Origin of the sequence: Xenorhabdus sp. KK7.4, assembly GCF_963876465.1 — a bacterium.
Taxonomy (GTDB): domain Bacteria; phylum Pseudomonadota; class Gammaproteobacteria; order Enterobacterales; family Enterobacteriaceae; genus Xenorhabdus; species Xenorhabdus stockiae.
In genome coordinates, this window is sequence record NZ_CAWNQF010000057.1 from 57856 (window position 1) to 71862 (window position 14007).

The following is a 14007-nucleotide window of genomic DNA, read 5'->3' on the forward strand; positions in this document are numbered from 1 at the left end:
TATGTGAATTAAAGCACATCAGTGTTAATTTTAATTGAATTTTCATTTAATTAAAAATAGGAATAATGTCATCATAGAGAAGTGTCTTTTTTAGAAAGAAAAACAAAGTAAATCTATTTGTAGTAATATCTTGTTAAAATCATTGTTGAATGCCACTTTATTTTCACGGAATTTTATTTTCATGGTTTTTATGGGGTTAACAACTAATATAAAAGGGTGGTTAACATTTTTATCTACTATTTATATGATTGCTAGGTTACTTTTATGAAAAAAAATATTGCTAGTGTTATCGTTGATATCCTTCAAAATTCCGGTGTGAAACATTGCTATGGTATTGTTGGCGATACTCTTAATTATGTAACAGATGCTATTCATGCCAGTGATATGGAATGGATCCATGTTCGTCACGAGGAAGTTGGTGGCTTTGCAGCAGGCGCTGAATCATTCATTTCTGGGCAGATTAGTGCATGTGCTGGTTCTTGTGGACCGGGAAGCTTACATTTCATCAACGGGTTGTATGAATCTCATCGGAACGGAGCGCCAGTAATACTAATCGCAAGCCAGTTAGCAACAGATGTGAATGATAGTTCTTTTCCTCAGTATGTAGATTTTAAAAAAGTTTATAGTGAGTGCTCTGTGTTTTGTGAAGAAATTAGCAACCCAGAAAAAGCGATTGAAATTACAAAGAATGCAATTAGTGCTGCTCTGAGTCAAAAAGGGGTGGCTGTTATTATATTACCTGTCAATATTAGTAAAACAGAGATTGAATATACATCAAAAATTACTGTTAATTATCATCCACCACAAGTGATTCCTGCCTTAGAAGATATTAAATCACTGGCTGATTTATTAAATAAAGGTAACAAAATCGGCATTTATGCAGGGATAGGAAGTAAAGATGCAAGAGATGAACTGCTTCAGCTTGCTGAAAAACTACAAGCTCCAATTGCACATACTTCTCGCGTAAAAGATTTCATTGAATATGATAATCCCTATAATGTGGGAATGACAGGCATGCTTGGTATGGAGTCTGGTTTTACTATGCTAAAAAATTGCAATGTTTTACTCTTGTTGGGTACTGATTTTGCCTGGCCTCAATTTTTCCCCAAAAAGGCGACTATCATACAGGTTGATATTAATTTAGCTAACATAGGGAAACGCCATTCTGTTCATTTAGGGATTAATGGTGGTGTTAAAGAAACTTTGTTAGAGTTACTTCCACTTCTTGAAAAGAAAACCGATGATGGTTTTTTGCGCAAATCTGTCGAATTCCATAAAAAGACATTGGAAAAAATAAATTGGCTGGATAAGGGCGCAAAATCAAAAATTATTCATCCTCAATATTTAGTTCAGTTGTTGGATAAACATGCAGATGCAGATGCTATTTTTACGGCAGATGGTGGTTCTCCGGTGGTGTGGTTATTGCGTTATATTAATACTAATGGTCAGAGAAGAACATTAACCAGCTTAAAACATGGCACAATGGCGAACGCAATGCCTCAGGCACTAGGGCTAAAGAAAGCCTTCCCTAAACGTCAGATTATCTCTATTTCTGGTGATGGTGGTTTAACGATGTTATTGGGGGATTTACTGACAATGACACAAGAAAAACTCGCTGTGAAGGTGGTGGTGATTAACAATAAATCACTCAACTTCGTAGAACTGGAGCAGAAAGTAGAAGGGCTTCTTAATAACTATACTAACTTAGATAACCCTGATTTTAGCAAGCTTGCGACATCATTAGGGATCTTTGGTGAATCAATTGAATCACCGGAGAAATTAGAAGAAGCAGTTATTCGCTTTCTAAATCATGATGGCCCAGCAGTGTTAGATGTACATACTTCGCCCAATGAATTGGTGATGCCACCAAATGTAGAATTAAATAGCGTAGTTGGAATGGGGTTATATACTGCAAAAGCTATTTTACACGGACGTAGCGAAGAAGCGATTGGTTTGATTATCGATAATTTTATTCGCAAATAAGGTTATATGCTACTTATAGGATATCAAATAGACTTGATATCCTAATAAAAAAGCAGTCCCTAAAATATAATTGTCAGAGGGAAGGGGATGTACAGCGCAGAAACATTTCTTCTAGAATTTCAATAATCAGCTCTGCATAATAACCATCGGGATCTAAATCAGGATCGAAAACTGAAACAGTCATGCCACAACATAGTGGGTTATTAATTAATTGTGCGCCGATATTTTTTAACCAACTCAGTTCAATGCCAGGGCTCCCGGGTGAATCAACCGCAGGCATGATGCTTTGGTCAAGAACATCAACATCTAAATGTACCCAAAAACGCCATGTCGGTTGAGCACCTAACATTTGCTCAATTTTGTTGAGGATACCTTTTTCGCCTATTGAATTTGCTGTGAATACATCAATCTGTGAAATAGCCGTTTGGTTAATATCAGGCCAAGCGAAATCGGCATCTCGGTTCTCTCGCTCGCCTAACTGGAGTACCTGCTGCTCTGGCACTAATGGGCTTTCTATATCTGGCCAATCTGTTAATAGCGCCTCACCGCGACCTGTTGCCAAAGCCAAATCCATCCCCGCCACTGCACCTAGCATTTGATTTGTATCGTAGTTGTCTGGATGGCGATAATCACTGTGTCCATCAATGTGGATGAGTGAAATAGGCCCTGTACGACGAGAACCAGCCAATGCGCCTAATAGGATTGAGCAGTCACCACCAATAACTAGTGGAAAATTGCCACTCTCTTGTACCTTAGCCACTTCTTCCGCCAACTGTAAATTAAAGTCACGAATACCATAACCATTGCGTATACGTGTCCCAATTTGAGCTTCAAGTGAATATACTGGAGACATTAATTTACTGATAGTATTAGCTCGCAGTTTTTTCTCTAATCCGTGTTCCATCAATACTTGCGGAGCCCGCCATGTCCCGGGAATGTGTCCTTCCCATAGGGGGCTTAACCCAAGATTGGTTGGTGCAAGAATGATATGAATTATGAAAGCTCCATTGATAAATAAATCATAAGCTAATGAATTAATATGGAATCATAGATAGAACAATCAGAAGAGTAAATACATTAGCTCAACAAACTATTGCCAAGCAGTTTCAACATTATGTATGCAAATAAAAAATGCAGGGTAGAGCAGTAAAACAACTATATAGCTTGTTTCTACCCATCATTAGACATCAGGCTAAGAATATCTAAACTAATTAAAGGCTATCCCGGCTATCTGCCAACTGAATTGTTCAAGTAACTGCCTATTCTGTACCAAGTAAAAACTATGGAATAAATCATGACTGACGATAACAAACAACAAATGCTCTACACATTTTCTGCGACTGACATAATCAGTAATATACAAGATGTCGATAAATGTATCTCTGTGTACAAAGCCCAGCTTGAACAAGGGGATATCCAAAAAGCATATCATTATCTATTGCGGTACATGATGCATTTAAAAGCGTATTTAACAAATAATCTTGCTGATAAATTTTCTTTCGGAAATGTCTCGCCCGGATATCTGGACTTTACGTATTTTTCGTTCTTTGACGACTATCTGCGGGAGCGAAAACTACGCTTTGGCATTGTTCTGAATCATAAAGCTTTACGCTTCGAACTATGGTTGATGGGGAAAAACGCAACTATTCAGAAAGCATACTGGAGCACTCTGAAGAATAGTTCGTGGAATGCAGAACGCACCGAAATGCCTCAGTACAGTGTATTAGAGACGGTACTTGTTGAGTCACCGGATTTCACAAATGTGGCTCTACTTACCGTACGGATCAAAGAAGAAGCGTTACGTATCTCAGAGGCTGTGCTCGACAACCTCAGAGTTTTTGAGGTGGATGACAAACCATGTTAATTGCCTATCCGCATCTCAATTTTTATATTTGTGTTATTGAAGTGATACTGCTGATTAAGAAAATAATAAAAAATATTAATTTTCAGCCTTTAACAAAGAGCTCTAAACTTTTGCGCCGTTGAGAAAGGCTTTTTCTGTCAGGGCTACTAAACCAGCCCGTCCCACGCGACCCCTGCGTTCGGCATACACCAGTCCACGAATGATAGAGGTGAAAATCTCGGTATACTCAGCTGAGCTGATGTCGAGACGGTATATCCCTTCTTTTTGCCCACGCAAGAAAAAACTGTCGAGATTGTTGCTCCATTCATCCTCTACCACCTGTTCGATCTGAAGATTTTCCCAATAAAATATCATGAATGATAATATTTCACGGTGTTCATAGTAGTTTTCAATCAATTTTCTCAAAGCTATATCTACGGGTAGTTCTTGCAGTTGTGCACCATAGATGGCTTTGTTCATAACTTTCACGCTGTGGGTTGTCAGATTTTGGATAAGCAATTCACGGGTTTTACAAAAGCGATACAGAGTCGCCTTACTAATACCCATCGCTTCAGCCAGTTCCTTGAGTGTCGCCCTAGGATGATCAACAAGCGCTATTGCTAGCGACACCATAAATTTTTCATCTTTTGTAATCATATTTGCCATGTTAGGGACGCCTTTCGTGCTTACTTAGTCCATTTATCAAATGAACATATTGTAATCATATTGTTTTGAATTAAAAAGATTCATATATAAATCATTTAAATCAGAATTGACTCCAATGCACTCTTAAATACTCTACTTTCGTCTATTTCATTAGTGAGAATGCAAATAATTTCTTGCAGATCAAAGCTTGCTTCGCTGATGTTCCGACCAAAATAATGGCGCAGTATTAACACAAACTCAAATGAATCAATATTGATTCATTTGAGTTTGTGTTGCATTATTGAAGTGGTATAGATCGCACATCACCTTGTTTGATATGAGAGCAACAGGCCACTGGTACAAATAAGAAACGTTAAGAGAATCAATTATATGATTAATCTAAAAAACATCATGCTACAGCACGGCAGCAAAGTTCTTCTGAATAAAGCAAACCTGAAAATAAATCAGGGTGAGAAGGTTGGTTTGGTCGGCAGAAACGGTGTAGGTAAATCTACTTTATTTGCTTTGATCTCTGGCAGAATGAATGAAGAAAACGGAGATGTTGATCTACCAAAATATTGTCGAATAACTCAAGTTGATCAAAACATGCCTGAATCTACTGAAAGTGCTACCGATTTTGTTATTGCCGGTGACACAGAGCTGATGGCGGCCCGAGTTCGCCTCATACAAGCGACAGAACAGGACGACGGCATGGCTATGGCTCAGGCATATTGTGATTTATCCGATGCGGGTGACTACGATGCTGCGCCACGAGCACAGTCGATTCTGATGGGACTTGGCTTCAGACCAGAAGAAATGAATACGCCAGTAAATCTGTTTTCAGGAGGATGGCGTATGCGTCTGCAACTAGCGCGTACCCTGATGTGTCCTTCTGATCTGATGCTTCTGGATGAACCGACAAACCACTTAGATCTTGATGCCTTATCATGGCTTGAATCATGGTTAAGTATTCACACAGGCACAATCATAGTTATCAGTCATGATCGTGAGTTTCTGGACAACATAACGAATGTTACCGTTCATCTGGAGCACAATCAGCTGATCCGCTATAGCGGAAATTATAGTTTATTCGAGACGCTAAGAGCACAGCAGCTAGAATTACAGCATGCTGCCTACACCAAACAACAGGGGCAGGTCAGCCACCTGCAGAAATATATAAACCGGTTTCGTTATAAAGCCACTAAAGCCAGGCAGGCCCAAAGCAGAATCAAAGCACTCGAACGAATGGAAAAAGTGTCTGCTGTAATCGCGGACAGTGAATTTACTTTGCTGTTCAGTGAGCCAGCTAGTCTTCCTAACCCGATGCTGGTGTTACGTGATCTTGACTTTGGCTATAGTCCACACGCTGGAGCTAGTGATCAGAAGTCTGTGCTGATCCTAAGTGGAATAAACCGTACTATCCTTGCAGGACAAAGGGTTGGTATTTTGGGGGCGAACGGACAGGGTAAATCGACTTTTATAAAAACGATAGCAGGGACAATTCCGCCATTATCCGGTTCTGTAACTGAAGGGAGAGGGCTGAGCATTGGATATTTCGCGCAACATGAACTTGATGTCTTACAGCCTGAAGATTCTCCTTTACAGCATATGATTCGGCTTTCTATTACTCATATTTCTTCAAGCCGAGAGCAGGAGTTACGAAACTATTTGGGCACATTTAATTTCAGCGGAAACGTGATTACACGGCCCGTGGGTACAATGAGTGGCGGAGAAAAAGCGCGTCTTGTTCTAGCAATGATCGTCTGGAAAAAACCAAACCTCCTGCTCCTTGACGAACCGACAAACCATCTTGATTTAATAACTCGAGAGGCTCTGTCGCTAGCTCTTAATCAGTATGACGGAACAGTGCTACTTGTGAGTCATGACAGAGCACTGTTACGCTCAGTATGTGATGAATTCTGGTTAGTCGGTAATGGGGATGTAAGAGACTTTGAGGGTGATCTTGAAGATTATAAGCGCTATTTACTGAATGAATCATGACATTGGATGTTTCTAATTCTCTGCTACAAAGCTTTAGTCGTTGATATGTTTTGAGGGTTAATTGTTTTATCTGAATCCCTCGTATTTTCAGAGAAGAGTAGGGAGGGAACCCTGATACATATAATGTGTAATGTGCACCAATTCATCAATAAAAAATGCAGAGTAGGATTACTTTATGATGCTTGGATTATGAATATGATTTTAATTTAACATAATATAGATTATGAGAACCTGTATCGCTGAAGACGATCTGGGCTTAGTCTGCATTCTTTATATCTCTTAAAAGAAACCGTTCGGGCACTCATAACTAAATCCCGCATAAACAATGCGTACCAAAAATCCAGCAACCTCGTTATCAATTCCGATTTATAAAATCGGAATCTACGTTTAGATACTTTGAAACGACGCGAGGATATTTGGAAAAAATATTTAGTAGTCCTGAGTAGTCCTGTCATGACTCCTGAAGAATATTATTTTTTACCGCAGTAAAAAATATTTCTGTTATATCATTTGGATAAACAGTTTCCACTGTATTGGTAAGCTGATCAATACTCCACCAATGATGGTGTTTAATAACTGATTTTTCATTTTCAGTCCATTCAGTGGTGTTGATATCTTCTTTATCAAACTGGACGATATAAAAATGTTCTTTTGCTAAAACAGTCTCTCCACTAGGGAGAATCATTTCAAATGTTCTTTGAGCAACACATTGTCCAACATTATCTTTTCGGATACCTGTTTCTTCACGAAGTTCTCTAATCGCAGCTTGCTCAAAAGACTCTCCTTTTTTAACACCTCCTCCGGGCGTAGCCCAATATGACCGACCGGCTAATGCATCTTCATTATGTACAAAATTAAACAATAATACTCGATTAGACGGGCTAATGATCAGCAGACGCGCTGAACAACGAATACGCATATCTTATTTCCTTTTAGCTATGATACACCGGTCACTGAACCAGAAATGCACCTTACACGGGATGTGCTGGATATTTACTTTAAGTAAGAGATGTAATTCAATTAATTTATTTTAGCTTATAATTTTGTGCAATTCGAAATAAATATAGTGAATATAAATTTTATTATGGAATTATAGGGTATTCATAATGAAGTTTTATGATATGTAATTACATACTATTATCAAAAAAATCAGATATCGAGAAGAATAATTAAGCGGTATAGTCAGATTGTCCGTATATCGAAAGCCCACCTCCCTGTTCTCTCTAAACACTCTTAACTAAATAGTGTTATTTTTATAGGCTAACTTTTCTTATTAACCCCTAATTTCATATTTTTAATATGCTAAACCATCCATTGATGATGACAATAATACTTGAAATTATTATGGGCTTAATATAACCTAATTAAGCTAATGATTTAATTTAGCTTAATTTTCATAGGAACTAAAAAAGACAAGGTGTTATTAAATATTATGGAAAAATTAATTAAAATTGTATTAGTAGGGACTGTTTTGGCAACATTGACTGCATGTACTGGTCGTGTGGAAAATAAAAAAAATAATTGTAGCTATGATTACCTGCTGCATCCAGCAGTATCTATCTCCAAGATCATTGGCGGCTGTGGCCCAGCAGCAGATCAATAAGATTACGAGTATTAGTAAGGTCGGATTTTCCGGCCTTATTTTATCCCATTACACACACGAAACTGTGGCGTATCTAAACCTACATCTTTTTAAGCAAACCGGTGTAGACTCTGGCACTTCCTCCTAATTCTCAACAGTTAGTAGACAACCCCAACCTCCCCTTCATTTATTACGTCTTTTCAATCCCTAAATTTTTACTTAATCAACGCACAGTTGCAAAACCATCAAAAAATACATTAATGTCTGACACTGCTTTTATAGGAAAATGCATTCCACTTAACAAAGAAAAACATCATGGTCGGACAGTAAAAATTTACAGCTAGTCTGATTCAATTTCATTACAAAACTGAACAAATAACGGGCAATAATACGGGGGAGTTTAAAGACTCTATGACAAATTCAGCTAAAAAAGACTACTACTACAACCCTAAAGAATTCCGAGGCCGAAAAAAATGGCATGACAGGCAGTATAAACAAAAAGGAGAATGTAAGTACAAGATAATGTGGTTTTTAGCAGGTGTTATGGTGGGAATTGTCATTGCAATCCTGTTAGCTATTAAAGAACCTGATATGATAAATGCGATACTTAAACAGGTTCATCACTGGTTATTACTCGAATAATAGTGTCATTTTTTTATAAATTGGTGACACCCTATTTAAGCTCACCAATTTAATATAATGCCTTACTCCATATATGTAAATTGAGTATTAATTATGAGTAATGACCGGACTTTAACAAAAAAACGCTCAATATCTAGCCCGGCTAAATTATTTACAGCAGCGCTTTATCGAGTTTATTTTCCAACACTTTTAGTGGCGAATTTTCTGGCGAAGCCATTTTAGATATTGGCAATAGATAAGTCTGCTCCAGCATAAATTGCCCTGACATCGCGGCATGGGGAGTTTGATCTGAGTAACAAATCCAGGTACTACCAGCAGGAAATTGAACTTCTAACTGAGCACCCTGCTGCTGATATTGCTGGTTGGCTTTCATCGCATCATGCAGCCCGAGCATCAGATGATCATAATGGGTACGGCGACTTTTGGTTATCCCCAGTTTGTGCTGTAACCAGCTATTAATACGGGAATAACTACGGGTCGCAGGAAGGAATTGATCGGCTATCTGAGGGAATTTATCACCAACTCGCCATACCCTAGGTTCGCCAGCTGGGTTAATGTTAGTAAATATGCGAAGAATACGCTGGCCCTGAATCGGTCTGGAAGGAAATGCATCTACATGTAACCGGCTATCGTCTTTACGCCAGGAGTTACCTGTTTTCCATGTGGTTACCGGATGAACCCGCAGCGAATTGACTGGTGTATGCAGTACTTCTGTATATATTGGCAGCAGATGCTCAATCAATTGCTGACAGTGTTCATAATAACGTTGCATCAGCACATGCACCAGTTCTTCATCAGACTGCAACGCTACTCCTGCTATTTTATGTTCATCCGGGCGGTAGCTGATATTCTTACGCCCTGCTTTGACCGCGTCTTCTCTGAGCAGCTTCTGTTCTTCTGGCATCAAAGAGAAACTCAGTTCTGGCAGATAGAGGACCTTACCCAGTTCCAGAGAAGTAAGTGCATTCTGCTGTACTGAATGAGGTACGTTTTCCGACCAACTGTGCAATGGCAGCGTTTCAATCACTTCATCAAATTCAAGCTGCTGTTCAGCCATCATATACTCCACTTTGTAAAATTTTTCGGAATGATAAAGCCTTTTTATTCAACCAAATCCACGATGAATTGAATGTTTTACAGTTTAGTCGGTTTATTCGTTTATATGGCTTAATGGCTTTTATTTTTCATTCCTGGAAAACATCCCATTTAATGGTGGCATTTGCAGCAAGTTCGTTATTCTCAGTAAGAAGAATTAAGCGGTTATTGTGGTCACTGTATTGGGCAATTATATTAACACCGGCTCGTGCAATAGCATCAGCTACTTCACCCAGTTCACCAGACCGTTCCTGATTTAGTTTTCTGATTAAAGGCTTAACTACATCACGTACATCTAAATCAGCAGCTATCAGAACCTGACGGGCCAGATCTCCATCTTCAACTAAAAAATGTGCGTGGCTTTCATTGCCAATCGTAAAAACCCCACCACCCTCCAGGCTAACGCCATTTTTACCAAGCAAAGAACCGAGCAAAGCAAGAGCACCGGGAGTATTACTGAGAACAACATGAATATCATACATACGAGTATTTTCCTTTTTCAGATTAATAGCCATACAAGGCATAGGAAATAATATAGGGGAAGGAACTGTGATGCTTCGGTGGCAAGCGAACTGTCAATATTTACGCGTCGGTTTCCGGTATCAGTCCCCTTCCATGCCTTATGAGCCATTTTTGAGATCTACTTCAAAAATCCACATTTCTGCATCATGCCAAAGTCTTTTAAAGGTGCTCTCTCGGTGAGATAGTAAGGCGTTTAAGACCTACGGCTACAGAAAGCTTTTACCTCCCAAACCCTATCTAATTTAAAAAATAACATTTAGCGATTTTGTGATTAAAAATTATGACCAGAATAAATCTTATCCAGCCAAGTGAATTGTGTGATCAACACTTGCTTGCCGAACATAGAGAGTTAACCAGAATTCCCAATGAGATAGTTAGGAGGAAAGGTAATGTGACCTTGAGTACATCGGAAAAATACCTACTAGGAAAAGGACATGTGATTTTTTTTAGAGATAAGCTGTTCTTTTTGAAGAAAAGATATGAAGCTATACACCAGGAATGTTTGAATCGAGGCTTTTCCGTCGTAAATATATGGCCAGAGGGTGTCAGTGTTTATCACCATTTATGGAACGATTATCAGGTAACTGAGGAAGATATTAGCGTTAATATGGCAAGAATTAAGGAGCGAATGCCCATAAAGGCTCGATTCTCTCCTTGTTTTGATAGAAAAATTAATGAATAAAAACAACATACATCTTCTGTTATGGAATTAAATTATGGCATTTTCTATGACTTATTTTGTGATACTAGTATTTTGGTGTGTCCTTCTGAAAATTCTTAATAAAAAATGGAAATGGATCGAACCCATGTATGCAATTATTACTACACTGGTCACATATCATTTTCTAAGCCATTTTTTTGATTTTTAACGTCATTCAATATATGGATTACTTATACGGCCATATAAAAATTATCATAAAGACGATTAGCATTTACACTCACATCAATCTCAAGGCATAGATTAACATCAGTTTCAAACCCTCTTTCCTTCAGCTCAAGTGCAGATGAACAGTTATAAAGTGATGCTAAACCATGCTGCTGTTGTTTATAGACAGCAACGGCAGCGTATGCTTCAGGAGATAATTTACGATCACCAAGAGACGCAATAATTCCACCAGCAGCAACATAGTCTTCAATAGAAAAACGGATACTCCCATCAGGCCAACGCTCTCCGCTCGGGATAACGAGAATACGCTTAAAACCCTCACAAGCTCTTGCACACGCAGTTATGTTCCTGAAGCAACCACTAAAAACCGTCACACCATAATCTTTTGCTTTGAATGAAATTGATGAACCATTAGGTGATGGTAAAACCAATTTAGTACCTTCAGGAATTGCCTGAAGAGAAACTGGTGAAAGGCTGAATTGACTGTCAGCACATTTTCTGTTGAAACTGGCAGAAAGTGCCCCTAAATTTCTCGCATACTGAATAGCTGTCTCATCTTTCCACGAGTAAGGATAAACATAAGCATTATTGTCGTTTGCTATACTGACACAGGTTGAGAACGACATAACATCAACAATAACGACACAATCAACATATTGCGCCAGATTTTCAGCGGCGTGTAATCCCCATTCCAGACGTACTTCAAATTGATTCTGACAATACCAGCTCATACGTTTTCCAAAGTTAAAATTTCATAAATACATTCATCAAACAGGCGTGTACTTCCAATATGGAGGTGTTCCAAATTTATCGAGAAAGAAATCGATAACAGCTCTTGTATTTAAAGATGGGTATTTTCCTCCCGGATACAGCATATATATGGATTTCTCAGAGGCCACCGTTGAAACATCAAAATCTATTTTTATCTCCACCAGCTTTTTTTGTTTCATTAACTCCCCTATCTGCCAGTCAGGAAATAGAATAATTCCTGCACCATCTTCAGCCGCTCGCGTTAATAGTTCAGCGTTATCTGAAACTATTCGAGTTTCGGGGGGCATTTGTACCCTTTCCTCTCCACGCGTGAATAGCCAACGTTGCGTACCCATAACACCTTTGTAGGCCAAAAGACGATGTTTACTCAAATCCTCAAGTGTTGCTGGCGCTCCATATTTCTCGATATATTCCGGGCTGGCAACCAGATAGTAAGTTTGATCAGAAATAAATCTTCCATGAAACCCTGAATCTTTCATAGAAGATATTCTATATAATAAATCTGTAGAGTCAGCAAGTGGATCAACAAAAGTATCTGTCAGATTTAATTCAATAGTCAGTGCCGGATAACGTTGACTAAGTTCACTAATCCATGGAGAAAGATGGCGTAACCCGAAGGATATCGGGGCATTAAGTCGGAAGTGCCCTCCCGGAGCCTGCCGCCTTTCACCTATTAGCGTTTTAGTATCATCTAACTGCCGAAGAATATTTCTGAAGGCATCCGCATAAAGTCGCCCTTCATCCGTCGCAATCACAGCGCGTGTATTGCGGTAAAAGAGCTGAATCCCAAGGGAATGCTCCAATAACTGTATCGTTCTCGAAACTGAAGAAGGCGAAAGACCTTATTGTCTGGCTACCTCTGAAAAACATCCCTCACTAATGACAGCAAGGAATATTTGCATCGTACGGGCATTTATTTGAGTCAGATCTTTCATCTATGCAAAATATGGTTTTTTTGAATGGTTAGCATGTTTAAGATGCGTTTTTCAAAATTTGAAATGCAATGGCTGTTCTAGAAGAGGAATTAGATGAGTACAACAACACTAGCATTTGATGAAACTGTTCGCAATCGTTTTTCTCCCCGTTCATTTTTACCAACCCCGCTAACAGAAGAGCAGATATATCAAGTTCTGTCAGATGCCCAATATTCGCCGTCCAACTGTAATACTCAGCCATGGCATGTCCATATTGCATCAGGTAAGGAAAAAGATACTCTGGAGCAGGCTATGATCCAAAAAGATATGGAAGGCCTTGCTAAGCCTGATTTTAGTTTTGATTATGCTGATTTCTATGGAGACTATTTTACCCGGAGTCAGGAACAGGCCAGAATGTATTATGAAGCCCTGGGAGTGGCACGTGAAGATAGTACTAAACGACACGAAGCATATTTACGTAACTTCAGATTTTTTGGCGCACCTCATGCTGCTTTTCTATTTATGCCGTAATTTGGTGATAATGTTCGTGTTGCATCAGATATAGGTATGTATGCTCAGACATTCCTTTTATCGCTTGCAGCCAGAGGTTATGCCGGAATTCCGCAAACATTACTTGGTTTCCATGCTGATACTGTCAGAGAGATACTTGGGGTTTCAGAACAATATCAACTCTTGTTCGGGATCTCATTTGGTTATGCTGACCCAAACGCTCCTACTCACCATGTTCGTATGAAACGCATTCCCGTTAATGAAAGCGTAACCTTTCACGATTGATAAGTAAGGTGTATATATGCGCCATGGTGAGTCAATTCCCCATGGCGATAATTCATTATATATCACCTTACTACTACAGATTTTTTATGGCTCATTCTCCCAATAATCAAAACTCTCGCCCATAAAATTCATGGCACGGAATTTCTTCATCCCATTTACATCAGATTTACATCAGATTTTGCTAAGTATTTATTTGAATGAAGCCTGAGTCCCCTCTGTGAGAGAACCTCCATGAGAAGCATACAATGGAGAACGTTCAAAATTATCCAGCTCAATTTCATTTATATTTCTGATTATAAAATCTTTCTTTGGATTATTATCTGTCACT

At 38.9% G+C, this 14007-nt stretch carries 14 protein-coding genes and 1 pseudogene; 7 read left to right on the top strand and 8 right to left on the bottom strand.

Going from position 1 to position 14007, the window contains the following annotated elements:
* The first annotated feature begins 264 nt into the window (after positions 1-264).
* Positions 265-1983, top strand: coding sequence for a thiamine pyrophosphate-dependent enzyme (locus AACS90_RS05875; protein ID WP_099122089.1), 1719 nt, complete (start codon positions 265-267; stop codon positions 1981-1983).
* A gap of 73 nt (positions 1984-2056) precedes the next feature.
* Here AACS90_RS05875 and AACS90_RS05880 read toward each other — a convergent pair whose 3' ends face one another.
* The gene (locus AACS90_RS05880) at positions 2057-3022 is read right to left on the bottom strand and encodes an arginase family protein (protein ID WP_339373612.1); all 966 of its coding nucleotides are present in this window, start codon (positions 3020-3022) and stop codon (positions 2057-2059) included.
* Between the two features lie 255 nt (positions 3023-3277).
* Here AACS90_RS05880 and AACS90_RS05885 point away from each other — a divergent pair, with 255 nt between their 5' ends.
* Entirely contained in the window at positions 3278-3847 is a 570-nt protein-coding gene (locus AACS90_RS05885; RefSeq protein ID WP_193757201.1) for a DUF7000 family protein, read from the top strand.
* 102 nt (positions 3848-3949) lie between these two features.
* On the opposite strand, the gene AACS90_RS05890 is transcribed toward AACS90_RS05885, so the two are convergent.
* Positions 3950-4492, bottom strand: a complete 543-nt coding sequence (locus AACS90_RS05890; protein WP_099122091.1) for a TetR/AcrR family transcriptional regulator — start codon at positions 4490-4492, stop codon at positions 3950-3952.
* A 369-nt stretch (positions 4493-4861) separates the two neighbouring features.
* On the opposite strand from AACS90_RS05890, the gene AACS90_RS05895 reads away from it, so the two are divergent.
* The gene (locus tag AACS90_RS05895) at positions 4862-6472 is read left to right on the top strand and encodes an ABC-F family ATP-binding cassette domain-containing protein (protein ID WP_099122092.1); all 1611 of its coding nucleotides are present in this window, start codon (positions 4862-4864) and stop codon (positions 6470-6472) included.
* A 451-nt stretch (positions 6473-6923) separates the two neighbouring features.
* Here the strand turns inward: AACS90_RS05895 and AACS90_RS05905 are convergent, their stop codons facing one another.
* A complete protein-coding gene (locus AACS90_RS05905; protein WP_099122093.1) occupies positions 6924-7391 on the bottom strand; it encodes an NUDIX hydrolase in 468 nt (155 codons plus the stop codon).
* A gap of 513 nt (positions 7392-7904) precedes the next feature.
* Between AACS90_RS05905 and AACS90_RS05910 the strand changes: the two genes are divergently transcribed.
* Positions 7905-8075, top strand: coding sequence for a YhfL family protein (locus tag AACS90_RS05910; protein ID WP_099110242.1), 171 nt, complete (start codon positions 7905-7907; stop codon positions 8073-8075).
* Between the two features lie 390 nt (positions 8076-8465).
* Positions 8466-8696 carry a hypothetical protein gene (locus AACS90_RS05915; RefSeq protein ID WP_099122094.1) on the top strand — a complete coding sequence of 77 codons (231 nt, stop codon included), beginning with the start codon at positions 8466-8468 and terminating at the stop codon, positions 8694-8696.
* Positions 8697-8847: 151 nt separating this feature from the next.
* Here AACS90_RS05915 and AACS90_RS05920 read toward each other — a convergent pair whose 3' ends face one another.
* Both AACS90_RS05920 and AACS90_RS05925 read right to left on the bottom strand, forming a co-directional pair.
* The gene (locus AACS90_RS05920; protein WP_099122095.1) at positions 8848-9753 is read right to left on the bottom strand and encodes a Kdo hydroxylase family protein; all 906 of its coding nucleotides are present in this window, start codon (positions 9751-9753) and stop codon (positions 8848-8850) included.
* Between the two features lie 127 nt (positions 9754-9880).
* Positions 9881-10273, bottom strand: coding sequence for an amino acid-binding protein (locus AACS90_RS05925; RefSeq protein WP_099122096.1), 393 nt, complete (start codon positions 10271-10273; stop codon positions 9881-9883).
* Positions 10274-10593: 320 nt separating this feature from the next.
* On the opposite strand from AACS90_RS05925, the gene AACS90_RS05930 reads away from it, so the two are divergent.
* The gene (locus AACS90_RS05930) at positions 10594-10995 is read left to right on the top strand and encodes a pyrimidine dimer DNA glycosylase/endonuclease V (RefSeq protein WP_099122097.1); all 402 of its coding nucleotides are present in this window, start codon (positions 10594-10596) and stop codon (positions 10993-10995) included.
* A 209-nt stretch (positions 10996-11204) separates the two neighbouring features.
* On the opposite strand, the gene AACS90_RS05935 is transcribed toward AACS90_RS05930, so the two are convergent.
* Both AACS90_RS05935 and AACS90_RS05940 read right to left on the bottom strand, forming a co-directional pair.
* Positions 11205-11930, bottom strand: coding sequence for a 2-phosphosulfolactate phosphatase (locus AACS90_RS05935; RefSeq protein WP_099122098.1), 726 nt, complete (start codon positions 11928-11930; stop codon positions 11205-11207).
* A 36-nt stretch (positions 11931-11966) separates the two neighbouring features.
* Positions 11967-12773: a LysR family transcriptional regulator gene (locus AACS90_RS05940; RefSeq protein WP_241538247.1), complete on the bottom strand. Its 807-nt coding sequence runs from the start codon at positions 12771-12773 to the stop codon at positions 11967-11969.
* Positions 12774-12998: 225 nt separating this feature from the next.
* On the opposite strand from AACS90_RS05940, the pseudogene AACS90_RS05950 reads away from it, so the two are divergent.
* Positions 12999-13679 (top strand): annotated as a pseudogene (locus tag AACS90_RS05950) (nitroreductase).
* Between the two features lie 189 nt (positions 13680-13868).
* Here the strand turns inward: AACS90_RS05950 and AACS90_RS05955 are convergent.
* On the bottom strand, positions 13869-14006 hold the full coding sequence (locus tag AACS90_RS05955) for a hypothetical protein (RefSeq protein WP_193757202.1): 138 nt from the start codon (positions 14004-14006) through the stop codon (positions 13869-13871).
* Position 14007: the final 1 nt, after the last annotated feature.